16 protein-coding genes are annotated in these 26,395 nt (G+C 39.1%); 6 read left to right on the top strand and 10 right to left on the bottom strand.

The annotated features are described in order from the left end of the window. Positions 1 to 50: 50 nt before the first annotated feature. The 3 genes from L2672_RS05725 to L2672_RS05715 all read left to right on the top strand — a co-directional run bounded on the left by L2672_RS05725 (position 51) and on the right by L2672_RS05715 (position 6,612). A complete protein-coding gene (locus L2672_RS05725; protein ID WP_248994876.1) occupies positions 51 to 998 on the top strand; it encodes an acyltransferase in 948 nt (315 codons plus the stop codon). A 6-nt stretch (positions 999 to 1,004) separates the two neighbouring features. Further along, complete coding sequence (locus L2672_RS05720; protein WP_248994875.1) at positions 1,005 to 1,931, top strand: acyltransferase; 927 nt, start codon at positions 1,005 to 1,007, stop codon at positions 1,929 to 1,931. Positions 1,932 to 2,154: 223 nt separating this feature from the next. Continuing rightward, the gene (locus tag L2672_RS05715) at positions 2,155 to 6,612 is read left to right on the top strand and encodes an EAL domain-containing protein (RefSeq protein ID WP_248994874.1); all 4,458 of its coding nucleotides are present in this window, start codon (positions 2,155 to 2,157) and stop codon (positions 6,610 to 6,612) included. A gap of 71 nt (positions 6,613 to 6,683) precedes the next feature. Here L2672_RS05715 and L2672_RS05710 read toward each other — a convergent pair whose 3' ends face one another. Both L2672_RS05710 and dgt read right to left on the bottom strand, forming a co-directional pair. Beyond that, positions 6,684 to 8,693: a S9 family peptidase gene (locus L2672_RS05710; protein WP_248995102.1), complete on the bottom strand. Its 2,010-nt coding sequence runs from the start codon at positions 8,691 to 8,693 to the stop codon at positions 6,684 to 6,686. Between the two features lie 175 nt (positions 8,694 to 8,868). Continuing rightward, a complete protein-coding gene (gene dgt / locus L2672_RS05705) occupies positions 8,869 to 10,335 on the bottom strand; it encodes a dGTPase (protein ID WP_248994873.1) in 1,467 nt (488 codons plus the stop codon). A 190-nt stretch (positions 10,336 to 10,525) separates the two neighbouring features. On the opposite strand from dgt, the gene L2672_RS05700 reads away from it, so the two are divergent. From L2672_RS05700 to L2672_RS05690, 3 genes are all read left to right on the top strand, one after another. Beyond that, positions 10,526 to 11,770, top strand: coding sequence for a serine hydrolase domain-containing protein (locus L2672_RS05700; protein ID WP_248994872.1), 1,245 nt, complete (start codon positions 10,526 to 10,528; stop codon positions 11,768 to 11,770). Between the two features lie 152 nt (positions 11,771 to 11,922). After that, positions 11,923 to 12,174 carry a DUF2999 family protein gene (locus L2672_RS05695; RefSeq protein ID WP_248994871.1) on the top strand — a complete coding sequence of 84 codons (252 nt, stop codon included), beginning with the start codon at positions 11,923 to 11,925 and terminating at the stop codon, positions 12,172 to 12,174. Positions 12,175 to 12,190: 16 nt separating this feature from the next. Beyond that, the gene (locus tag L2672_RS05690) at positions 12,191 to 12,658 is read left to right on the top strand and encodes a hypothetical protein (RefSeq protein WP_248994870.1); all 468 of its coding nucleotides are present in this window, start codon (positions 12,191 to 12,193) and stop codon (positions 12,656 to 12,658) included. 87 nt (positions 12,659 to 12,745) lie between these two features. Here L2672_RS05690 and L2672_RS05685 read toward each other — a convergent pair whose 3' ends face one another. From L2672_RS05685 to L2672_RS05650, 8 genes are all read right to left on the bottom strand, one after another. Next, positions 12,746 to 13,378: an HAD-IA family hydrolase gene (locus tag L2672_RS05685; protein WP_248994869.1), complete on the bottom strand. Its 633-nt coding sequence runs from the start codon at positions 13,376 to 13,378 to the stop codon at positions 12,746 to 12,748. A gap of 316 nt (positions 13,379 to 13,694) precedes the next feature. Further along, positions 13,695 to 15,698: a family 43 glycosylhydrolase gene (locus L2672_RS05680; protein WP_248994868.1), complete on the bottom strand. Its 2,004-nt coding sequence runs from the start codon at positions 15,696 to 15,698 to the stop codon at positions 13,695 to 13,697. Positions 15,699 to 15,825: 127 nt separating this feature from the next. Continuing rightward, on the bottom strand, positions 15,826 to 17,328 hold the full coding sequence (gene araA / locus L2672_RS05675; RefSeq protein ID WP_248994867.1) for an L-arabinose isomerase: 1,503 nt from the start codon (positions 17,326 to 17,328) through the stop codon (positions 15,826 to 15,828). Between the two features lie 30 nt (positions 17,329 to 17,358). Next, the gene (locus tag L2672_RS05670; protein ID WP_248994866.1) at positions 17,359 to 18,054 is read right to left on the bottom strand and encodes an L-ribulose-5-phosphate 4-epimerase; all 696 of its coding nucleotides are present in this window, start codon (positions 18,052 to 18,054) and stop codon (positions 17,359 to 17,361) included. After that, on the bottom strand, positions 18,051 to 19,715 hold the full coding sequence (locus tag L2672_RS05665; protein WP_248994865.1) for a ribulokinase: 1,665 nt from the start codon (positions 19,713 to 19,715) through the stop codon (positions 18,051 to 18,053). The genes L2672_RS05670 and L2672_RS05665 overlap by 4 nt, the downstream gene beginning before the upstream one ends. A gap of 296 nt (positions 19,716 to 20,011) precedes the next feature. After that, complete coding sequence (locus L2672_RS05660; protein ID WP_248994864.1) at positions 20,012 to 21,574, bottom strand: sodium/sugar symporter; 1,563 nt, start codon at positions 21,572 to 21,574, stop codon at positions 20,012 to 20,014. A gap of 313 nt (positions 21,575 to 21,887) precedes the next feature. Further along, positions 21,888 to 23,384 (bottom strand): tryptophan halogenase family protein, encoded by a 1,497-nt coding sequence (locus L2672_RS05655; RefSeq protein ID WP_248994863.1) that lies wholly within the window; start codon positions 23,382 to 23,384, stop codon positions 21,888 to 21,890. A 63-nt stretch (positions 23,385 to 23,447) separates the two neighbouring features. Further along, entirely contained in the window at positions 23,448 to 26,258 is a 2,811-nt protein-coding gene (locus L2672_RS05650; protein ID WP_248994862.1) for a TonB-dependent receptor, read from the bottom strand. Positions 26,259 to 26,395 lie beyond the last annotated feature (137 nt).

Genomic DNA, 26,395 nt, shown 5'->3' with positions numbered 1-26,395 from the left:
GCTAAACCAACACAACGAGTAACATAGGCCACCATTTAAAGGAGGGATAGATGTCGTTGTTTTCACAAATTAAAGGATCGATAGCGTTTATTTGCTACGTTGTTAATACACTTTTCTGGGCCTTGCCTATCTTAGCGTGCGGAATAATTAAGCTGATCCCTCTGAAAATTATCGATAAAATATGTAGCTATCTTGCGGATGCTTGTGCTTCTGCGTGGATATATGGCAACGTCATCACCGAAAAATGCTTGCACCCCGTCAAATTTGAAGTTAGTGGTGATACCCACTTTGATCGCAAGCAATGGTACATGGTGATTGCTAATCATCAATCATGGGTGGATATATTAGTGTTACAACGCACCCTAAATGGCAAAATTCCCTTTTTAAAATTCTTTTTGAAACAGCAACTGCTTTATGTTCCTGTACTCGGTCTGGTGTGGTGGGCATTAGACTTTCCATTTATGCGCCGCTTTACCACAGCACAACTGAAAAAGAATCCATCACTTCGCGGTAAAGACATTGAAATAACTCGCAAAGCCTGTGAAAAATTTAAAACTAAGCCGGTTAGTGTGATGAACTTTGTCGAAGGGACTCGCTTCAGTACTGCCAAGCACAACAAACAAGCGTCACCATATCAATATCTATTAAAACCGAAAGCGGGAGGGATGGCCTTTGCGCTTTCAGCAATGGGTGAACACATTAATAAGTTAGTTAATGTTACTTTGTACTACCCCGGTAAAGTGCCTTCTTTTTGGGAATATTTATGCGGCCAAACACAGGTGATCAAAGTCGATATTCGTATCACTGATATTCCAGATACATTGCGAGGTGACTATATCAATGATCGCCAATTTAAAATTGAGTTCCAAGAGAAACTCAACCAAATCTGGTTAGCAAAAGACAAGAACCTTCAACGTTTTCATCAAAATAGTTCTATCGACACAGAAATCAACACCTCCTGTGACGAGCACAAAATAAAGTCAAAGCAAGAGGTATAAAGTCCCATGTTATCGTTTTTACCAGGCCCAGTATTATTTGCCATCAGTTCAATTTTGCTTTTCATCAATACTATACTTTGGGCATCACTCATTAGCATCGGCGGCTTCATCAAACTCATACTGCCGATTAAGTTTTTACGACTTGGGCTGGCAAAAATCATGAATCGTTTCATGTGGTGCTGGGTTGTCTGTAATGGTGGTATTTTGGCTTTAATATCCAAAATGGAATGGCAAGTAGAGGGGATGGAAAACCTTAAGCAAGATGGTTGGTATCTTATTATCAGTAACCATTTAAGTGGCTTCGATATTGCAGCGCAAACCTACTTACTGCGCAATCAAATCCCTATGCTGAAGTTTTTTTTAAAGAAAGAATTACTTTATGTGCCGATTATGGGGTTAGGTTGCTGGGCACTAGACATGCCCTTTATGAACCGCACTAGCCCAGCAAAATTACGTAAAAACCCCAAGTTAAAAGGCAAAGATTTAATCGCCACACGCAAAGCCTGTGCTCGCTTTAAAGACCTCCCCACCTCCATCATTAATTATGTTGAAGGTAGCCGCTTTACCGAAGAAAAAAGGCTCCGCCAACAGTCACCTTACCAACATTTGTTAAGGCCTAAAGCGGGCGGTATTGCGTTTACTCTGTCAGCCATGGGAGAGCAATTTACTAACTTACTTAATATTACCTTAGTTTATCCAGATGCTTCGCCAGACGAGGATATTCTATTTGGCGTCATGAGTGGCAAAGTCAGAAAAGTTATCATGAAAGTAGAGTTATTACCGGTTCCTCAAGTGGATGCAACGGCTTACTTTTCTCAAGCTGATTACCGCGTAGACTTCCAAAGATGGTTAAATGAGATTTGGGCAGAAAAAGACGCTCAAATAAATGGCATTATGCAAGCATACAACAATAATCAGAGCCCAAAAGCCTAACAGTTAAATTAGTTCGGCATCTAAGTTAATGTAAACTATACTTATGTAAACAGTGTTAACCAGCAAATGTTACAGCTTTGTGTGCGATAATAAATTGAAATTTCGCTATCAAAAGTTATTATTGCTGTAAACTTTTTTCATAAATATAACAACTAACTATAGGTGCCGTTTGATACTCCGCATAATAACCTTTTTCAATGTTAGTATCCTGCTTGCAGTAATCATGCTTGCCGCTCCCGCCACGGCACAATACTTAGGTAAATATGCTGATATTTCTGAGTTAAAATTTGAGCACTTTAGTACCGATGAAGGGTTAAACCAAAATAGCATCACCACCCTGTTTATGGACAGAGCTGGCATGTTATGGATTGGCACCCAAGATGGCTTACATAGTTATAACGGTGTTGATTTTAAAGTTTACCTTAAAGATCCCAATAACCCCCAAAGTTTGGCAGATAATTACATTACCGACATCATTCAAGCTCCAGATGGCGCATTATGGATTGGTAATTACAACAACGGTATTAATCGATTAGATCTTCAAACGGGAATCATTACCCGTTATGGTAAAAAAGACGGATTAGATGATGGCCAAGTGACTCAACTTACCATTATCGGTGACACATTATGGATAGGTACCCGTGCGGGATTATTCATGATGTCGTTAAAAAATCATAAAATCACCCCCATTACTTTAGGAAATAATCCACAGGCTGAAATCACCAGTTTAGCTAACGTGGGGGATAAGTATGTTATTGTTGGAACAGAAAAAATAGGCACATTTGCCATTGATTCTAATACGATTAATCGCCTAGATCTGCCAGTAAAAACACCCGTATACCGTTTACGCTCTACTTCAATGTTCTCGATATGGTTAGCGTTAAACAACCAAATTTGGCGTTATGACTTAGATACTCATGAAAAGGAACTTATCTGGCAATTACCTACCAGCAAAGGAAAATCGAATTCAATTACTGACTTTATCATTGCCAATGACCAACAAATTTGGGCTATTGGACATGATGCAGGCTTAATTGAGCTCTCTCAAAAAGGTGAAAACTGGCACGCTAAATACCACAAAAATAAACAAAGTAAATCGAGCAGTATTAATGAAAATACCCTGCAAACTCTGATGCTAGATCCCAATGGCACTTTATGGATTGGTACATTATTTTCAGGAATTGAGAAGCTCAATTTAACCCATCAATATTTTGCTCATCTTTACGATAATACCGTGCCAAATACTAAGCTAGCGAACAAAATTCGCTCGATCTATCGAGATCACAAACAGAGGCTTTGGCTAGGCACTGATGGGCAAGGGCTTAAATACCTTAACCAAGATTTAAAGTATGTATATTTCAATCATCAAATAGCCCAAATATTAGATATTCCGGTAAGTGAGCTGAGCTTATATGTCAACGACATATTAGAAGATCATCAACAAACCCTGTGGTTTGCAACCAATTTAGGAGTTTTCACCCTAGATAAAAATGATAAATTAACCCAAGTAAAACCTGCTAACCCTTTATTTCATAACGACCTTTTATTCAGAAGCCTAGCCATTGATGACAAAAACCGTGTCTGGTTGTCAAGTAACTTAGGCATGTATTTTATCTCCAAAGATAATCAACAAATGTTGCCCTATAATTTTGGCTTCCAAAAAGATTATTCACCGTATAAATATCAAATTTTAACGCTATATTTCAGTGATGGATATTTATGGTTAGGCACCACAGGAGGGATTGTAAGACTCAAACCTGAAGAAAAAGAGCTGATGTTTGTCAGTAACGAACCAGAAAACCCCTATAGCCTGAGCGACAATCGAGTCAGAGACTTTTTAAAAACTCAAAATGGAGATTTTTGGGTCGCGACTCATGCTGGCATTAACAAGCTCACAACAGATTATGGTATTTTTAAGTTTGATCGTGTCGCAATCAATAATAAATTCACTACGACAACCGTTTATAGTTTGTTAGAAGATGAAAAGCAAAACTTATGGTTAAGTACTAATAGAGGCATATACCGCTATAACCCTGCAGAGAAATCTTTCACTTCGTTTAATACCAGCGAAGGACTACAAGGTGCAGAATTTAACGGCGCGGCGAGTTTTAAAGACACTAATGGCGATATGTGGTTTGGTGGCATTAATGGGCTAAACTACTTTGCTCCACAGAAAATCCCCTTAAAAAGACCGCCAATAAAACTTGCATTAACCCAGTATTCAATCGGCGCAGTAGATCATTCTATTCTTGATTTAAGCAAAACCCCTCATATAAAAATGCCCTATGAAAAACAAATAATTAGTTTTGAAATTGCCGCATTAAACTTCAGTTACGGCAATATTAGCCAATACAGTTATTTTCTGGAGGGCTTTGACAAAGAATGGCACTCCTTAAATAACAGCAACAAAATTATCTATACCAATTTATTGCCAGGCGATTACAAGTTACTTGTTAAACACGCTTTAGGCTCAAATGCTTATGATGAAAATGAGCTTATTGTGCCAATTAGTGTGATACCGCCATTTTACATGAATAATATCGCTTATTTTCTATACGGCATTCTAGGCTTCGGTTTACTGTCTTTTATTATGTATTCACGTCATAGCAAACAAGAAAAGCAAAAAGAGTTTGAGCAAAGCATTCGCGCGTCTGAAGAACGCTTAAAACTGGCTCTTTGGGCTTCTGGTGATGGTATGTGGGACTGGAATATTGAAAAAAACAAAGTTTATCGCACCAATATGGTGCCGCAAATGAGTTTTGAAAATTCAGATGACCTACTGATCAACAATATCCATATTGAAGACCGGACTCGAGTAGAAAAACTTTTAAAAGAGCATTTAAACGGACAGAGTGAATTTTTTGAAGCTGAGTATCGAGTAGAAACAGGTAACGGTAAATGGACTTGGTTACTTGACCGCGGTCAAGTTGTTGAACGTGATACTAAAGGCAATCCTGTACGTATGGCGGGCACTCATAAAGATATTACCAATCGAAAAGAAACTGAGAATGAGTTAAAGCTCTCTTCGCAAGTATTATTCAGTATGAATGAAGCCGTTGTGGTAGGTGAACTTGATTATAGCATCCGCTCAGTGAACCCTGCATTTAGTCGTATTACTGGCTTCAAGCCACGTGAAGTGACCGACAAACATTTCTTATTCTTATCTATGGGTAAGCATTCGAAAGAATTTTATATGGCCGTTGAAGCACACCTTCTGCGTCATAAACATTGGGCGGGAGAAATTAAAATTCGTACCCGTGACCGTAAAGGCATTCTTGCATGGCTTGAAATCAATCAAGTTATTGATAACAAAGGTGAGACAAGTCATTTTGTAGCCGTATTTACCGATATTACTGATCGTAAAAAAGCGGAAGAAGATTTACGTGTTTTAGCCAACTTTGATCCATTGACTAATTTACCTAACCGAACTTTATTTCAAGATAGGCTAAAGCATGCCATTACCAAAGCAAACCGTTCCAATCAAATAGTCGGATTGCTGTTCTTAGATTTAGATCGCTTTAAACATATTAACGATTCAATGGGGCACCATATCGGTGATTTATTGTTGAAAGCGGTGGCCAGTAGATTACAAAGCTCTATTAGAGAAGGCGATACCGTAGCCAGACTCGGTGGCGACGAGTTTACCTTAATTTTAGAAGGCATGAATAAGCCAAAAGCGGCAACCGTAATTGCTGAAAAAGTGTTGAAAGCATTTGAAGCGCCATTTTTACTCGATGATAAAAACCTCACCATTTCACCATCTATTGGGATCAGTCTATTCCCTATCGACGCAACCGATATGACATCACTGATTAAATATGCTGACACCGCCATGTATCACGCAAAGTCATTAGGCAGAAACAACTTCCAATTTTATACCTCTGAGTTGAATCAATACGCCGTTCGTCATGTTGAGTTAGAAGCTGGCCTTAAACAAGCCATTGAATTAAAAGAATTATCATTAGTTTATCAACCTAAATTTGATGTCAAAACCGCTAAAATTGTCGGTTTAGAGGCTTTGTTACGCTGGAATAGTAAATCACTAGGGGTAATTTCTCCGGCAGAGTTTATTCCACTTGCCGAAGAAACTGGGATAATCAATGAAATTGGTCACTGGGCCATTAGCGAGGCTTGTGAGCAATTAGCACAGTGGTATCAACAAGGGTTTGATGATATTACTGTTGCCGTTAACTTGTCGGCCAGACAGCTAAAAGCAGATATTATTTCCACCATTGAAGTTGCTCTGGCAGTATCAGGTTTGCCTGCAAGCTCATTAGAGCTAGAGCTGACGGAATCCATGATTATGGGCAACCCTAAAGACTCGGTGGAAATTTTAAATCAGCTTAAAGCAATTGGATTAACCATTTCAGTAGATGATTTTGGTACCGGTTACTCAAGCTTAAGTTACTTAAAACGTTTCCCTATCGACACCTTAAAGATTGATCGAGAATTTGTTCGTGATATTACCGAAGACCCTGATGACGCTTCTATTACCAGCGCCATCATTACCTTAGCACACAGTTTAGAACTCAACGTGGTTGCTGAAGGAGTTGAAACCAAAGAGCAGTTAGCCTTTTTACATAAAGGAGGCTGTGATCAAGTACAAGGATTCTTGCTGAGTAAGCCTCTGAATCCGGATGATTGCTTAGCTCGCTTAAAGCAAGAGCGTAACAAAGGTTAATTCATCTAGTGACAAAAAAGGTTGCCCTATGGCAACCTTTTTAATGTATTACAAATCAATTATTGTACAGCTTATTGCCCACCTGGCTCAGCAAAACGAGTCATCCACTGTTCCACTTGGTTGTACCAATAAATAGAATTATTGGGCTTCATAATCCAGTGGTTTTCATCTGGAAAATAAATCATTTTAGACTCAACACCACGGGTTTGTAGAGTACGGAATAACTCAAAACCTTGTCCCACTGGCACACGGTAATCAAGTTGACCGTGGATCACTAAAGTTGGGGTATTAAAGTTTTTAGCCCCATAGTGTGGCGAAATAGACTGATAAATTTCAGGGTTGTCCCAGTAGTTACCAAAACGTGGGCTATGTACTGCAAAATCAGCCGCCATTTGTGAATACATGTTATACACTGCAGCATGAATTAATAAGGCATTAAATGGGTGTTCTTCACCTAAAATGATCGAGGTTAAATACCCGCCATAACTGGCTCCCCCCGCCACTAAACGCTCGCTATCAATCCAGTCCTGTTGCTTAAACCATTCAGTGGCTTTAAACACATCTTCTAACGACTTATTTTTCCAGTCTGGGTTGATGCTGTCAGCAAAATCTTGGCCAAAGCTATTTGAACCATGAAAGTTAGGCCATGCGGTCACATAACCCCATGATGCAAAGGTTTGCGCATTCCAACGATAGTGGAAACCATCTGAAATAGCACTATGGGGGCCACCGTGAATTAACATCATTAATGGATATTTTTTACTGCGGTCAAACCCAGGAGGATAATGCACCCACATTTGAATATCTTGATCGTTATAGCCTTTATAAGTCACCGACTCATAAGTGCCCATGTCAACATCGGCTAAGATATCGTCGTTAAAACTATCTAAGCGAGTTGTTTGACCATTTCGAGGATTAATACTGACTAAGCGAGCTGGGTACAAAAAGCTATCATTAGCCGCCACTAAAGTGCCATTAGCAGCAATATCTGGCTTATTAAAGTTAGTCGATTTGGTAATGGCTTTGACCTTATCTTTTTTCGCATCGATGTGAAAAATTTTACGTGTTGCGGCATCATCAATCGCGGCGTAAAAACCTTTGCTATCAGGGGTCCAAACTAAGTTACCAACTGAACGGTCCCAATCTTTCGCTAAGGTTGTAAAACGCTTTTTAGCAATGTCATAAAGCATTAACTTTGCAGTATCCGCATAAAATCCTTGAATTTTTTGACGGGTAAATGCCAGTGTTTTACCATCAGGGCTAAACATTGGATTAGCATCTGGGGCATTATTGTCAGCGGTGATGTTAACCGCTTTGTCACTGCCAATTTCAGCTAAGAAAATATCAATTTTAGGGTCAACCTGATTGTCAGAACCATTGCTGTTAAATGCAATCCAACGCTCTGTTGGGTCTACATCATAACTGCTAGCACCTTGTGCTGAACGCGGTAGTTCAATGGCCAACTTTTGGGTGATGGCTTCAACATCTCCGCCACTAGCGGCAATACGAAATACATGGGCTTGTTTATCTTCTTCAATCCAGTGATCAAAGTGAGAATATGGCAAAGCATTCCATTGTCTCGCAGACACTTTACTGTCGCGGTCAGCCTTTAATTGCTCTGCAATTTCATCCCAGCTTTTACCAGGGTACACACGGCTGATAAAGTAAATGTGTTGTCCAACCCATTTAATGCCGTTGACACCGCTGGGTACGTTAGTCAGGCGTTGCGCTTCACCAGGTTGTCCCATTGGCAGCAAATAAACCTGACCCACATCGTCTTCATCACGCTGACTTACAAAGGCTAACGTTTGCCCGTCAGGTGAAAATACCGCTTGGCTGACACTCAATCCTTTCGCAGTAATTGGACGTTGCTTGCTGCCATCAGGATTAAATAACCACAGTTGAGTCGAACCTTTATCACCCTCTACATCGTACTGAGTGACTGGGGCAATAATAAAGTCGCCTTGTGGAGAAATAGTTGGATTGCCAATACGGCTAAGTTGCCAAAGCACATCTACCGACAGTTTTTTAGTTTGTTCAGCCATTGCTGATGCCATAGGTAGCATCAAACACAGCAGCATTACGACTTTTTTCACAAGTCGACTCCTTGTTTTTGTTTGTTATTTGTTATTTATTGTTTTATGAATTTCAAGTTTTTTAGTTAGTGACTTAACTTAGTCTTACCCAAGCAATACAATAATGACTCATTGTTAACGTCATTGTCGGGTTTGACACTTAAATAAAACTTAACGGTCATTAAAACTCATCAATTACATGAAAAGCCCGATATTCATCGTAGGCAAACTGATCGGTCATGCCACTGATATAATCAATAATTAACCGAGTTCTGAAGTAAAACTCTCGACAAGATTCATCAGCAATAACCCCTTGTAAATGATTATCTTTAATCGCTGTTTGGTAGGCAGCGAGATGTTTAGAGGAAAGCTTTTTAAATAAACGTTTTGGGTACAGCGGAATTGCCACCTTAGAGTCTTGCATGATCAGCGCTGTAAACTGGGTTTGAGTTAGCTCAAGTAAAGGTTGATAACACTGCATTAATCCGCTAATGACTCGATAGCCTTGCAATTCTCTTGCTTCAACTTCAGGGTGACAAAACGCTCTCTCAAGCGCCACTTTTTTAAACGTTTCCACTATCATATGGTTAACGCTGTTGTCTTCAATTAATGCTGCATTAAAGCTACCGTTAAACACCGCTTCAAGATTATCAATGAAGCGTTTTTGCGCGTGCTGAGGTAAACGCCCATTCACCCCCACTCGCAAAAATACAAAAAACATACTGTCGTTATCATGAGCACTGTTTGAAGCTTTCGCTAAAATATCATCCATGACGTTTTGCTCAGCAAGATTCAGGTGTGCAGCCAGTTGTTTAAACTTATCACTTAAAGCCTGCTTCATTTCGGCCACGGTTAACACGCCTTTTTCAACAGCATCTTCTAGGTCGGCAATACCATAAGAAATATCATCTGCGGCTTCCATAATGTAGGCAAATGGAGAGCGGCAATGTGGCGCAATGTTAAGGTTTTTTCTTAACTCAGCGACGTAATCAGTTTCACTTAAATAAAAACCCACTTTCTTTTTTAAATAACTGAAAGGATCATCATCTGCTTTATTGGGCTTAGGCTCTGTACCACAACGGGTATACTTCAAAATACCTGATGCTTGTGAATACGTTAGGTTTAATTTCAGCAAAGTATGAATAAGTCTTAATCCTTGAGCATTACCTTCAAAACTAATTAAATCTCGGGCAATATCTTCAGGTAGCGCTGTAGAAGCGTTTTTTTGATAAATGGTTTGTAAGTTAGATTGAAGCCAATCAATTAATGCCGCTTCACCAAAATGTCCAAATGGTGGATTGCCCACATCATGCATAAGGCACGACATTTCAACCAAGGTTTCAAGCTCTCTAGCATAGCCAACTAAACCACCTGACTCATTTTCATCTTTTGTTTCCAGAGCATCACAAATTAGCTGGCTAATGTAGCGCCCGACTTGCTGAACTTCCATTGAATGCGTTAAGCGACTGCGAACTGCGGCATTACGCTCCAGAGGAAACACTTGGGTTTTCTGCTGTAAGCGCCGTATTGCCGCAGAATTAATAATCCGCCCTCGATCACTTTCAAACTGCCTTAGTATTGGGCCTTTAGAGGCAAATTTTTGAAAAGGTCGGTCAGTTTTAATTTTTTGACTAAAGTGGATACTCATAACAAAGCTCTGGCATATAAGATGTTGAAGTAAAACTACAATACCTTATTTTAGCTTACAACACCTCTACAGATTGCGCCCTTCCACAACTCCGTTTGTAGGATGCCACCATTCAAACGCGATAATGAGTTTAGTCAAAAAAACCATAAAGTGTGATTAATCAATTTGTACGAAACACTTAGAGAGCAATATGCCTGATCACACTCAGCAACATGAACATGTCGATTTAGTGGATGTAACAAACATCCACCAGTTTTACGCTGATCCTCATAACCGTGTACAAATGCAATTTCCCACGCCAGAAAACCAATATACATGGCAGCATATGTCACGGTTTTACCCCACTGCAGAAATCCTTCGTTCAGGGGCTGTTTTTGAGCTTAAAAAGCATTTAGACAACAGTATTGAACACATTAAGTTTCCATTTAAAGGCACTCTAAAAACTGTTGAAGAACATCTAGACACTGCGCCCATTGATGCCTTTATTGTCATTAAGCAAGGTGAATTAGTTTTTGAGCGATACAACAGCATGCGCCCAATAGATAAGCACAACTGGTTCTCTAATGCTAAAGCCACTACCGGTGTGTTATTGGCGATGTTCATTCATGAAGGTCTTATTATTGCAGATCATAGTGTAAGTGAGTACTTACATGAATTAAAAGGAACAGCATGGGATAGCGTAACCGTACAACACACTGCAGATATGTGCACTGGGCTAGATTCAACAGAACACGATGAGCCTCAGCACGACTCTCGCACCAATCCTGAACAAGGTTGGTTTAAGTGGGCAGCCAGTATCGACCTTGTTGCAGGACAACAATCACTTTCTCCCTTGGAAGTCGTGGCGACAATGCAACGTCGACAAGATCCGGGACAAAGCTTTGAATACAATTCAATTAATACATTTGTGTTAAGTCGTATAATTGAGAGGGTATCAGGAAAATCGCTTAACGAACTGTTTTCAGAACGGTTTTGGCAAAAAATGGGCGCGAGTGCAGATGCCTATGTGGCGGTCTCTAAAAACGAAGGTTATCCACTACACTTTTTCTCGGTAAATTCAAATTTAGAAGATATGGCTCGCTTTGGTGTGGCTCTGACTCCCAGCGCAAAAAGAATGCCTAATGGCCAGTTTGTTGCCGATGGCGTAATTAAATTGATGCAAAATGCAGGTGACACCAAAGCCTATGGCAAAGGATATGTTGGCCAAAAGTTTATGCAGTCATTTAGTGAAGACCGCAACCTGCGCAATGGCTTTCAATGGGATGCTATTTTTGAAGATGGTGACCTTTTTAAAGGTGGCGTAGGTGGACAAGGTCTTTATGTTTCACCGACAAAAGATGTGGTTATAGCTTGGTTTTCTACCGGAGACGGCACTCACCAAGAAGAAACGATGGCCCGCTACATTGCTAAAAGTGTCAGTTTAATAAAATTTTAAGTTAATCTGAGGCGCGAATAAGAGGTTTGCTCATGTTAACTTATTCACTCCACCATTGAGCCACTTCATGTGGCTCTTTTAGATATTCTGCTTCGCCCCATATCAATGCTAGAATAACGGCCATATTCACTTAACTAACAACAGGTAATGCAATGAACCCAATTATTGCCATCTTAAAAGAGCACAACATTAGTGATGAAACCATTCATCAGCTATTTCAAACTTTAACCGAAAACCCATTAATGGCCATGAATAGTATTAGCCAGCTGGGTATTCCTGCTGAGAAATTGCAGCAGTTAATGGGCTTAGTCATGCAAAACCCAGCATTAATCAAAGAAGCAGTTGAAGAGTTAGGGCTAGACTTTGCTAAAGTTGAAGCAGCCAAAGCACAATTACAAAAATAAATTTATGGAGCGTTTTATGCCTACAACCAAAATGTGGTTAGTCTCATTACCAATAATGTTTGCCTTAACAGGGTGTAATGGGACAGAGGAAGTTAAACAACCTCAACCTGAACAGCCTAAAGCAGAGCAAATACCTGCCAAAGCTGACGTTCAAGCGACAGAAACTAAACATGTAGAGCAAGCTGATAAACTAGTTTCAGTTAAACCTCAAATATCACCTCAAAAAGGGATAAAAATGATGCAGGGTACAGTACGCTACATGAACTTGGAAGGCGGTTTTTGGGGAATTGTAGCTGACAATGGTCAGCAAATATTGCCACAGTCATTACCTCAAGAATTTAAACAGGACGGTTTACGTTTAAGTTTCACATCAAGTGAAATCACTGACATGATGACCATTCAACAATGGGGCACATTATCTAACGTCAGTGATATCAAAGTGATTGGTGAAGTCGACAGCAAAGCGAATCACCCAACTCACTAAATTATCACTATTTACCCTGTTGTTGGGTACATAAATACCAAAGCCATTGGGTAACCCAATGGCTTTTTTAGCTAAAAATCTATATCTTCAGCTGAGGAAATAATCATTTTCAATGTTGAATTCAGCCTGAACATCAACCACAAACATCCCTGCTGACTTGGCTGCAATAATGCCTTTTTCAGCATCTTCAAATACAATACATCGTTCAGCGGCGACGTCCATCAACTCTGCACAGCGTAAGAAGGTATCTGGAGCAGGTTTAGGTTGCGTTACTAGATCTGCTCCTACAATAAAATCAATGACATTTGTTAACCCACAATACTCAATAATACTCACGGCTTCTTCAGTGTAAGCACCTGTTCCAATTGCCATTGGGCGGATATTTTTATTGGCTATTGCTAACTCAGACAACACCGTTGGCTTAACAAAATCCTTCATAGTACGTTTAACGATTGCTTCTTTAAATTGATTCACTTCAGCTAGAGTATGATTCAAAGTGACTTGAAAGCGTTCAACTAATATCGCCGCGGTTTCAATCGTCGGCACCCCAGCTAAAGAACGCATTAATTGAGGATTGATAGGAATACCAAAATGGTTAAGGGTTAAACGCCATGCATTTTCATGTAACTTACCACTATCAATTAAGGTGCCATCCATATCAAATATGATCGCATCATAATCTGGATATAGGTTATGGGTAAGAAGGTTTTTGTTGAGCATGTTATTGTTACCAATTTGAATAATAAATTAAAATAAAGCCTGTTCACATTAATGACTTTTTTACCAATAAGGTGATTTAAATTATTTACTTCAGTGAAAAATTAAAGAGAACGATAGCTTAATATTACTAACTAATGTTATGAGCATCCCAAAATAGCTAGTTAGTTTGTAAGAATAAACCAGCTCAAAATAAACTTTTAATTACCATTAAAAAATGGAAAACATAAAATTTAATCTGAGCTAATTTAATCTGAGCTATTTTAACTAGCAAATTTTAGCTACATGCTTAAACGACTTTATTGTCCTGATAGTGTGTTTATTCAACGACTAAAACATCAACATTTCGAGACTGTTCAGGAATAAATTTCCACTGTTGGCAAGCACCTTTCCAGTTCGCCCACAACGCAATGTTTGCGCCCGATCTCGTAGAGCATCCTGCAACCTCGACTACCAAACCATTAATTTTTGAAATAATGGCAAACCACTCAGCACTAATATGCTTGATAGAAAATTTCTCACAATCAGTATTAGCAGAAGATTGTTGAATATTCGCACCGAGGTTAACCGAGCAATTAGCAACACTTAATGCTTTGCCAGTAGTTTTGGCCATAATGCGATAATACCCATCTTCAGTAGGCTCAACCTGCCACTTTTGGCAATCATCATTTAATAGATCAAACTGCTGAACATTACCACCTTCATCTTTGTTACAGTTAGCTAAATCCATGGCTTTACTACTTTTTTTAGAAATAATTTCATAGCTACCTGCAGCAATGCTTGGCTCAGGGGCTAATAAATCTAAAAAGAAGCGCTGTTGCTGGTTACCATTCGCTTGGTAAATTTGTAAATTTGCACCATTATTATTACCGCCAAACTGAATGTCTAATAGCTTGTTAGCTGCCACATTGGCGATGCTATAAGTACCATCATCATTAGCGATAATGTCCCACTTTTGGCAGATAGACCCATTTGAGATGCCCATATTAACATTACTGCCATTAGTGGTTAAGCAGTTTTCTAGCTGTAAGGCTAACCCACCAGCAACAGCACCTATCCAAAAGTGGCCGTCATCGGTTGCCTGCACAATCCATTTTTGACAATCTGAATTATTCGTTTCCCACTGCCTAACATTGGTTCCTAAATATGGTGAACAATTCTCTACATCAAGCGATTTGTAAGTTGCATTAAGTGGAGTTATTTTATAAATCCCGTTCACCAACAATTGACTCGTTGGGAGCGCGGGTTCACCAGAAGGCGCTTGGATTTTTACACCTGTTCCCTCTGGAACACCAAAATCAGGAAAACCATTTTCATCAAATTCAATTTTCTGAGCACGAGCTGTCCGTGAACTTTCTCTTTCTGTTACTCCACAATACCCACTAGCTCGTGCTGTTGCATGATAAGCCATCCAAGTTTCAGTGCCATCAGGGGAGTTGAAAAAAGAGTGATGGCCGGTCCCATATACACCTTTACCAGGATTCTTTGAAAACTGTGCTTCTGTTAATTTGGTCCAAGAAGAAAGATCCATCGGGTCGTCAGAATCATTCATCCACAACATGCCAATAGCATAGTTTGGTGTCCAACAACCACTACCAGAGTAGGTAAGAAATGTTTTCCCGTTACGTCGTAATACCGCTGGCCCCTCATTCACATAACCATCAGTTTCAAAAGCAAACTCAGGGCTACTCAATAACACCCGGCCTGGCGATAAAGAAAGTGGTGATTGCATTCGATTAATATATAAACGTTGTGGTTTATCGCCATCTCTAGGGTCTGCAACGGCAGAATAAACCATATACAATTCGTCTCTTAATTCAAATACCGTAGGGTCTATCGCCCAAATGTCATTAGAAGGATCATAAATACGCCCACGATTTAGCCATTCACCGTTATAAGGATCATCTGAAGTATTTTCTAGTACCCACATTCTCTGGCCAGCAATTGAGCCAATTGTGTTAGCGGTATAATAAATGTACCAAGTGTTATTTATACGGTGCATTTCAGGCGCCCAAAAGTCACAACAAGGTCCGCCTTTTTGAGGAGTATAAACAAGTTTCAGTGGTGAAGTTTTTAATTCCTCCAGTGTTTTGGCTCTGCGCATACTAATACTGTTATATGCAGTACCTATAAAATAGTACCACCCATTATCATAAACGATATTAGGATCTGCTAACTCACCAATTGGTGACACAAAAGTATGTTCCGTAGTGATTAAACCATCCTCTTGAATGGTGCTATCTTGACTATTCGCCATACAATGAGAACTAAACACAAACAAGGTGAGCCAAAAAAATATATAGGTAAGTTTATTTTTTATCATTGTGTTTCCTTACTTTATTTATATTGACAGCAATACTTCAATATCACTTTAACCTTCTGTCGTTAAAGACCTATTTTCACACCAATAAAACTCATAAATAGTAATAAAATGGGAAAAGTAGATAACATTACAACCCTTGAGATAAAGCGTAATATGCTGCATTTTGACGTAATTCATTTTTAAACTGTCGAATATTTGTGTCAGCATCAATAACAGTTAACTCCACTCCCGCCATATCGGCATAATCACTAATATTTTCTGTAGTGAGGGCTTGGCTATATGCTGTATGGTGTGCCCCACCTGCATAGATCCACGCAGCAGCTGCGACCGACAAGTTAGGCCGAGGTTGCCATAATGCAGAAGCAACAGGTAAATGTGGGGTATCTGTAGGTGGCGTGACTGCATCAACTTCATTAACTATGATTCTAAAACGGTTACCCATATCAATAGGCGATACATTGATTGCAGGCCCAGATTCTCCGGTAAATAATAATCTTGCGACATCACAACGCATTCCAATAGTGTGTAGGTGAACATCTAAAACGGGTTTTTCAGCAGCAATAGACGGACAAACCTCTAACATATGGGCTCCTAGTACTTGATCCGTCACACCAAAATTATAAGTATAATCTTCCATAAATGACGTCCCTCCCTCTCGACCTGCAGCCATCACTTTCATGATCCGCACCATCGCAGAAGTCTTCCAGTCACCTTCGCCACCGTAACCATAACCTTTGCTCATTAACCTTTGTGTTGCCAGCCCAGGCAGTCCGGTTAAACCAGATAAGTTTTCGAAACAATTAGTAAAAGCTTGGTATTCGCCCGCCACTAAAAATCGCTCCATTGCTAGCTCTAACCGTGCTTCATTTTTAAGCATTTTCAGTTTATATTCGTCATGAGAAAGCGCCGAACTCACATGATAATCCTGATGATATAACTCCAGCTGGTGTGCTACATCTTGTTCAGAAACATCTGCAATAACATCAACGAGTTCACCTAAACTATGAGCATTAACTTCATAGCCAAATTGAATTTGTGCAGCCACTTTATCACCCTCAGTAACGGCAACCTGGCGCATATTATCCCCGAATCGAGCAACTTTTAGATGCTGACTTTCATGCCAGCCTGCCGCTGCTCGACACCAATCATCAATTTGAGCTTGTACAGGCTCTGTTTGCCAATGACCCACCACCACTTTGCGTTCTTTACGCATGCGAGTGCCGATATAGCCAAACTCACGGTCACCATGCGCACTTTGATGAGTGTTCATATAGTTCATATCGATATCGGCCCAAGGCAAAGCCGCATTAAACTGAGTATGTAAGTGCATAAAAGGTTTAGTCAGCTCTTTTAAACCGGCGATCCACATTTTGGCTGGTGAAAATGTATGCATCCACATGATCACGCCAATGCAGTCATCATCTTGATTTGCGGCTTGGCATACCGCATGAATTTCACGAGGTGACTTTACTGTGGGCTGATATAACACTTCTACTGAAATAACAGATGATTGGTTAAAATCAGCTACGATTTGCTGACTATTACGGGCAACTTCTTCCAGTACTTTGGCGCCATATAAATCTTGTGAACCAGTAATAAGCCAAACTTTTTTCTGAACAAATTGTTTCATATTATTCTCACTTAAACCTTCTGATAGGCATTAATTGTTTTGACCGTAATAAGCATCTTTACCGTGTTTACGTAAATAATGTTTGTCGACTAACGCTTGCTTTAATGAACCTATATTGGGCTGTAAGGTTTTAGCGAGATAAGCCATCTTGGCTATTTCTTCCAATAAAACAGCATGGTAAACCGATTTTGCGGCGCTCTCTCCCCAAGTAAAAGGCGCGTGCCCTGCAACAATCACCATGGGTGATTCAATGGGAGAGCGTTCTCCAAAACAGTTAATAATCTGTGCGCCAGTTTCCTCTTCATAATCACCTGCTATAAGTTGTTCAGTCATTACTGGTGCGCAAGGTATTTCCCCATAAACATAATCTGCATGGGTTGTCCCTAAACATGGAATCGCTATTTGTGCTTGAGACCAAGCTGTCGCGTAAGTTGAATGGGTATGGGTAATGCCGCCAATTTCATGCCAATGACGATATAAATAAGTATGAGTTTTGGTATCTGATGAGGGGTTATATCGACCTTCAACAATGCTATTTTCTAAATCGACAATAACAATATCATCCACTTTTAATTGTTCATAAGGTATGCCACTGGGCTTAATCGCAACCACCCCCTTTGCGCGGTCAACTTGAGACACATTACCAAAGGTGTAAGTCACTAATTTACGATGCTCAAGCTCCATATTTGCTTCATAAACTTCACGCTTTAATTCTATAAAACTCATGACAACTCTCCTTCAACAAACTGCCCGAGTCGAAGATATTTTTTATAAAGCTCTTGATAAGTTGCTACTTTTTCAGCATCAGGTTGATAAGATTTTGCCACTGGCGAATTCATGACTGACTGTGCTGCGGCAACATCAGGATAAATGCCTGCAGCAGTAGCAGCATAAATCGCAGCCCCTAAAGCACAGCTTTGTTCACTTTCTAGTACGTCAATGGAACAGTTCCAAACATCAGCACACGTTTGCATGATGTAATCAGACTTTTTAGATATCCCGCCAATCGTTACAACATGATTAATGACAATTCCCTGCTCTACAAAACGCTCGATAATCGCCTTTGCACCAAAAGCAGTTGCTTGTACTAACGCGTTAAAAATCTGTGGAGCCTGTGTGCCCATAGTTAACCCACTAATAGCCATTGCAACACTTTGGTTAGCGTCAGGGGTTCGACGCCCATTCACCCAGTCCAGAGCAATTACATGAGTGTCGTAAAGATCAATTTTGGCCGCTTCTTCGCCTAATGCGATTAAAGTTTGAGTTTCAATTTTATCGATGAGGGCTTTGCGGGTTGGCTCATCAAGCAAGTCAGCAAAATTAATCTGATTAAGTGGCCAGTTGATGAGATTTTTGAACCATGCATATAGATCGCCAAAAGCAGATTGCCCCGCTTCCAAACCGATCATCCCCGGCATAACAGAGCCATCAACTTGTCCACATATGCCTTTAATGCATTTATCTTCGATAGCTTGATAACTGGCAAGGGTAATATCACAAGTTGATGTCCCCATGACTTTTGTTAATACACCAGGCTTAACATTGGCTGCAACTGCTCCAGCATGGCAATCAAACGCGCTAAAAGAAACAATAACATCAGTTGATAAACCTAACTTCTCAGCCCATTCAAAAGTAAGATGCCCACAAACTTGATCAGCAGTAAATGTCTGCGCAGATAGCCTGTCACGTAAACCATCTAATAAAGGATCAATATCCACAAAAAATGTATTTGGAGGGTAACCTTGCCAACTTTCATGCCACATCACTTTATGACCAGCTGCACAGCGACTAGCTCTAAAATCATTAGGATGAGTCGTACCAGTTAAAAGTGCAGACATCCAATCGCAATGTTCGACCCAAACATAAGCTGCCGCTCGCACAGCTTCATCATGGCGTAATACATATAACACCTTGGCCCAAAACCACTCCGATGAATAAATACCTCCTTGATATTTTAAATAGTTAACCTTTGAAAGGTTGGCCATCGCGGTGATTTCTTGAGCTTCTTTAATAGCACTATGATCTTTCCATAAAATAAACATCGCATTTGGGTTATCAGCAAACTCTGGTGTTAAAGAAAGCGCTTGCCCATGTTCATTAAGTGCAATAGGTGTTGAACCTGTAGTATCAAAACTTATTGCTTTAACTTGCTCTGCAGCACCAGCAGGGGCAACGTTCCATAGTTGATTGACTGCAACAATTAAGCTTTCAATATAATCTAGAGGATGCTGCCTGAACTGACTTTTATTCGGTTGACTATATTTTCCTTGCTGCCAGCGGGGATAGAGCTCAACACTAGTAGCCACTTCAGTGCCTGTTTGAGCATCTACTAATAACGCTCTAACTGAGTCAGAGCCATAGTCAATACCAAGAACATATTCAGCCATATTGTTATCCTTTGGATTTAATATTATTACAACAATTACGTTTAGTTTTTTAATCGATATAAAAATTACTCAAGACAAAACTTATATGCGGACCCGTTATTTAGCTTGAATTCAATACCTGAAATTAATTCTCTTAAAAAAATCAATACAACAATTAAATAGAAACAGATATAGGAAAATTAGTATATGTAAGGGGCATAGCCCACCCCTTTCATATCCACCAACGATAAGTCCTAATTTTAATATACCGAACTTTAATATACCGAACTTTAATAGCTTCAAAAAAATAAAACTTATTACCACCACAAACCATATAACACGATCAATATAGCAACCACACCAAAAGCAGAAATATTAAACGAGGTGGAGGTATTAAAACTAATTAAACTTAAATCAACACTTTCATTTTTTGAATTACCCTTAAACAATAAAGAGGCAATAATACAAATTGCGAAACAAAGTAGAAAAACAATCCCCATACGGTCTAAAAAGGGAAGTGCTGGGTATAAGAATTTTAATATTAGAGAAAAAGCAGCAGACCCTATCGCTGCAGATATTGCACCTGCGGAACTCGTTTTAGACCAAAACATTCCCATTAAGAAAATAACCACAATTCCTGGAGAGAAAAAACCAGTAAACTCCTGAATATATTGAAATGCCTGTTCAAAATTGCCCAACAACGGCTTAGCCGCAAAGAAAGCTATCGTCAGTGAGACCACCACTGAAAGTCGTCCTATCGCAACATAGTGTCGCTCAGGTTTACCCGGCTTGAGCATGGCATATATATCCATGGTAAAAATAGTCGAAATACTATTCGTCATAGAGGCAAGTGATGAGACAATTGCAGCAACCAAAGCCGCAAAAACTAACCCTTTCAACCCGACTGGCATCAAAGACATCATTGACGGATACGCTTGATCGGGTTCAGAAAGTTGAGGATAAAGAATAACTGCCGCGATGCCTGGTAATACTACGATTAATGGCATCAATAATTTTAGATATGCTGCAAAAGCTATCCCCTTTTGAGCCTCACTAACATTTTTAGCGGCAAGTGTTCTTTGGATAATATATTGGTTGAAGCCCCAATAACTTAAATTAACAATCCACATTCCACCGACTAAAACAGAAATCCCTGGCAAGCTAATATAATCTTCATGATCAGGGGCTAATATCATGTCGAAGTGACTCGATACTTCAGTCGTTAATACTGAAAAGCCAGCAATAACGCCTTGCCCTTCTGACACAGCATCCAGAGCAAGGTAACTGAGGAGAAGTCCACCAAAGATTAATAATACAACCTGCAGAATATCGGTATACGCAACAGCTTTTAAACCACCATATAAAGAGTAAGTAACCGATAGAACAGCAAGAAATATCATTCCTTCCATCCAACCGACACCAGTAACTGTTTCAATTGCTAAACCGCCTAACCATAAAATAGAGGTTAAATTAACGAAAATATAAACCACGATCCAAAATAGCGCTAATGTCGTTTTGACACGACGATTAAATCGCTGTTCTAAATATTGAGGCATGGTATAGATGCCATTCTTTAGAAATATTGGTAACATATATTTACCAACAAGAAGAAGAGTTAACGCCCCCATCCATTCATAGGATGCCACCGCTAAACCAATTGCATAGCCTGACCCAGACATACCAATAATTTGCTCAGCTGATATATTTGATGCAATAAGTGATGCCCCTATAGCCCACCACGGCAAAGCTTTACCTGCTAAGAAGTAATCTTCAGTATTTTTACCTCCCTTTTTATCTTCTTTTGAAATCCACAGTGCTATAAATAACAAACCGCATATATAGGCAATAAAGACCCCTATATCTATTGTTTCTAACTTCATAATAATACGTCCTTGGTTTTTATATTTCTAATTTATTATAAAAAACAACCAGCCCACATCCATAACAGATAAACTAAAAAATCCTTTTTACACAATACGTTAAAGGCAAAACCGTTTTTGATCGATTAATAACAAATTCAACTCCCTAGATAGTTTCATAAAATTATAGTTTTTATAATATAATGACTAACCCCACGAGCTTTAATAAAGCTTATTAATTATTATTAAAAAGCTGAACTTTTATAAACCACCCCTGAAACAGAATAAAAAACAATGGTATTAACGCAATAATTAACTGTAATTATTCTAATTATTATATTGTTTTAACTTTTTGGAATATTAATTGTTGTAAATATTCCTGGTGGCTCGGTATTTTATTTGTTGAATGTTGCAATGCTAATGCCCTTTTTTGCAGCATCTCTTTGACGACTTGTAATGAGGAGATATGACATAAGGGATCGATGTCTTTAGGCTTCTGATCCATCCCAGCCAAAATCGAGTACCAGCTGTCTGATGCAAAAAGATCTAAATCATTGTTGACTAAGCGGCCTTGTTCCATGAACAGATTTAACTTCTGTTTCAATGAGCATGGTATCTCAGCAGTTTGCCACCATTGCCAAAAATTTGAATCGGTACGTTGAGATAAACAATAGTGTGCAACGATAAAATCGCGAATACATTCGAACTCGATATCCATTAAGCGATTAAACTCATCAATGGTTGCTTGATGTAAACTTTCCGAAGGCAGCATTTGCATAAAAGTCAGCATCGTTTTCATGATTAAATGAATACTGGTTGACTCAAGTGGCTCGAGAAAACCTGATGATAAACCGACTGCAAGACAATTTTGATGCCATATTTTATCTCTTTTACCGGTGGTAAATTTTATAAAATGCGCTTTGGTAAGCTGCTCTCCATCAATATTGTCGAGCAATAATTTGTAGGCTGTTTCATCATCACAAAAACGACTACTGTACACGTACCCATTACCCGTTCGACTTTGCAAAGGAATTTTCCAACGCCAACCATGTTCATGAGCAATCGATTCAGTATAAGGGGGCAGACTTGTATTTTTTTCAGACTGAATCGCAACAGCTCGATCAACGGGTAAATATTCACTCCAATCTTGATAACCCACATTTAAAGACTTCTCTATAAGCAAAGCATGTTGCCCTGAGCAATCTATAAAAAAGTCTCCTGTAACAATACGATTATCCGTTAATTTAAGTGAGGCTATTTTTTCATTATCTTTATTAACAGCACTGACTTCACATGAAATATGTTCGACTCCATTTTTCAGGGAGAAGTCTTTTAAGTATGCAGCAACTTTAATAGCATCAAAATGCAATGCATAATCAGAAGATGAAAATAAATTAGCTTTATTACCTTGAGGAATAAAAAACTTATTATTTTTTGCCATGACTATTGCTGGAGAAAAATCGGTATATTCTGATTTCAAACCATTTTCATAGCATAAGCTCCAATGATGAAAAAAAGGTAGCGTATCAATTTTACCGCCCACTGAACCGAATGGATGCCAATAATGATGATCAACCCGTAACCAATCAACAAATTTAATTCCTAATTTAAAGGTTGAGTCTGTAACTTTTATAAAGTCTTCTAAAGAAATATTTAAATATCTTAATAAATCAATAATGGAAGGAATAGTCGCTTCACCAACACCAACAGTTGCGATATTAGGTGACTCGATTAAAACGATTTCAACATTAGTATGTTTTAATACGTTACTTAATATTGCTGCGGACATCCACCCCGCGGTTCCGCCACCCACGATGATATATTTTTTCAATTTAAAACTCCTCACCTTAGCTTGAGACCATGATTAATTAAGTCTCAAGCTAAGAATTTTAGTTTAAAAAGTATATCTGCCTGTTAAGAAAAACCTGCGTCCGGTATAGGACAAGTTAGTCACTCTATCGCGGCTATCTGCATACTGAAGTGATCTTTCATTTGTGAGGTTAATAGCCTCTAATGCAATAGAGAACTTATCAGTAAAATTATATGAAGAGCTGAAGTCCAACTGACCATATGAGTCTGTATGCTCAGGAATACCTGATGAGCCAATAATGCCAGTCCTCGCTAACAAGAAACTATCACGCCAATTATAAGCTAACCTACCTTGGAACTTACCGTCATCATAAAATCCTACAACGTTATAGGTGTTCTTTGCTAACCCTTCTAAACCAACAGGTTCTGTGACATTAGGTAAACCAATCGTATCACCCTGCTCATCTTTACTCGTCACATAGGTATAGTTGGCTTGAATACCAAAGTTACTCCATATGCCAGGTAATTCATCAAAATTATATAAGGCAGAAGCTTCGATACCTGAAACAGTCCCCCCTTCACGATTTAAATTGGTATTGGTTACCTGAATTAAATCTTTACCGCCAAGCTCTTTAGTTAAAGCAGGATCAATTTCAATGCTAGGGTCATTAAATGGGCTAGATTGTGTTAAAGTTGAAATAAATTGATCAATTTGCTTATAAAAGAATCCGAGTGAATATGCATTGCCATTATCTGCATAATATTCAAAAGACAGGTCTCCTGAAATCACTTCATAAGGCTGAAGCATAACATTGCCACCGGTTACTGTAACAACTCCGCCCTCTTCAACTGATACGGCTCTATCAACGCCTAAATGCTCCATTGCTGGACGAGACATCGTTTTACCCACACCACCTCGAATAATGTAACCATTTAAAAAATCTAATTTAAAGTTGGCGCTGGGTAAAAAGTTATCAAATTTATTAGTTTCAGAAACAGGAGTCGCCTCTGTCGAAATAATATCAGCTCTGATTTCAACAGCACCAGGTTGTGAAGTTAACAATATTTTTTGTGGAATTTGACGGAAACCTGCAGATTCAACTTGAGTATCACTATAACGCAGACCTAAATCAGCAAACCATTCAAAGTGATCCGCACTGCCCTCAAAATTAAATTGAGTATACAAAGATAATACATCCTCACTTATTTCGCTTGAACGAGATGGAACAAAGGGGGCATTAAATGGGTCACCCGGAATACCAAGTTGAGAGCGAATAGCCAACGTCGCATCTTTATAAGCTTGAATATCAGGGATTCCAAATATATTACTTGGAAACTGACCAGATTCTTTCGACAAATAATTTTGTACGTGGTTTTTAACAAACAGGTTATCATCATAATCTGCTGCACCACCACATGGGCTACAACCAGTATCTACATCGGTAAAATTATCGAAGAACTTACGGTTTTTCGTTCTCTGAGTGTATTCACCACCAAATTTAATAGTACGTAAAATCCCATCATCAAAATTATAGTTAGAATGTAGTTGAGTTTGAAAAACTTCATCATCAAATTGCGCGCTGTCGCCACCATTCCAGTGAGTTCTAATCGCACTAGGGTCATTCAAATTAATACCGGTATCAAATTCAACAACATCTCCCCCACCTGAAGCGGCTAAATTATTAATAGAAAAGCTGACATCTGAACCTGTAATTTGTGGTACGAGTTGTACATAAGTAGGCGAAGCTTCTGCTTTTGAATAAGAAACATCAAATTCTAATTCTAAATTATCGTTTACTTGCCAATTAGCATTGGTACCTACAGCTAATATAGATTGATCTTCACTGTTATCTTCTGACTCTCCATCAATATTAGTGCCTGAGATATCTGCAGAGACAATAGTACCGCCTCGATTGATCACAACATTGCTATAATTACCGGCTTGTGTGGGTAGTTGAAATCCCGCTCCAATATTTTCTCTTTTTAAGTCAACACTTAATGCATCAAAAATGATTTCAACACTATCATTAGGTACAAACTGAATAGAGCCTGCTAACGCTAAACGCTCTCTGCGTTCCTGTTCAGATAAAAACCGCACTCTACGAGGGTGTAAAATAGCGACATCTTTTGGCGCGATAGAGCCATCAGTATATTTCACGTTTCCTTGTAGATTTGATACCGATGATGATTCGCCCCAACGAATCCCTTGATATCGATCAATACGAGTTTCTGACTCTTCATAACCTAAAGCAAACATGACACCCACGGTATCATCTGCAAATGTATTGGAGACTAAACCTGAAAACCGTGGAGTTGTTTCTTTTGACTGGTCTTCGTACCTAGCTCCTCCAGCAACAGTGGCATTAAACCCTCTTGAAGACAAAGGACGCATCGTTTGAAGGTTGATATACCCTCCTAAACTACCATCGGGCAAATATGCTTGGGTTGACTTATAAACATCTGCACCACGAATAACCTCTGAAGGTAGAACTTGAAAATCAAACCCTCGGTCACCATCTGCAGCTGCCAATGTTCGTCCATTTAACCTTACATTATTAAAACGAGGCCCAAATCCACGAATAGTAACCCCATCACCTTCACCATTAGTCCTAGAAATTGAAACACCGGTTAATCGTTGAAGAGACTCAGCGACATTTTGATCTGGGAATTTACCAATATCTTCAGCAACAATACTTTCCTGAACACCACTAGCACTTTGTTTTACATAAGCTGCTTTAGCTAAACTGCCCCTTACACCTTTAATTTGTATAACTTCAACGTTATCAAGCTTCTCACCTTCAGTATTAGCTTCTTCTGCCATAGCCATCTGACTCATCGAACCTGACATTAATATTAAAGATATCGCAATAGACAAATTTGTTTTTTTCATTTTCATAAGGTATCTCCGTCACCTGAATAATTATTTTTATTATGCCTACACAAAAACAACTTAAAATATAAAGTTATGTGTAAGTAACACGGTTTAAATATTAACTTCACTAACCTTATAAAATAACCACAACAAGTAGATCA

Source organism: Shewanella gaetbuli, from assembly GCF_023284065.1.
GTDB lineage: Bacteria > Pseudomonadota > Gammaproteobacteria > Enterobacterales > Shewanellaceae > Shewanella > Shewanella gaetbuli.
Note: the sequence above shows the minus strand (reverse complement) of the source record. Positions and strands in the feature narration are given on the sequence as shown.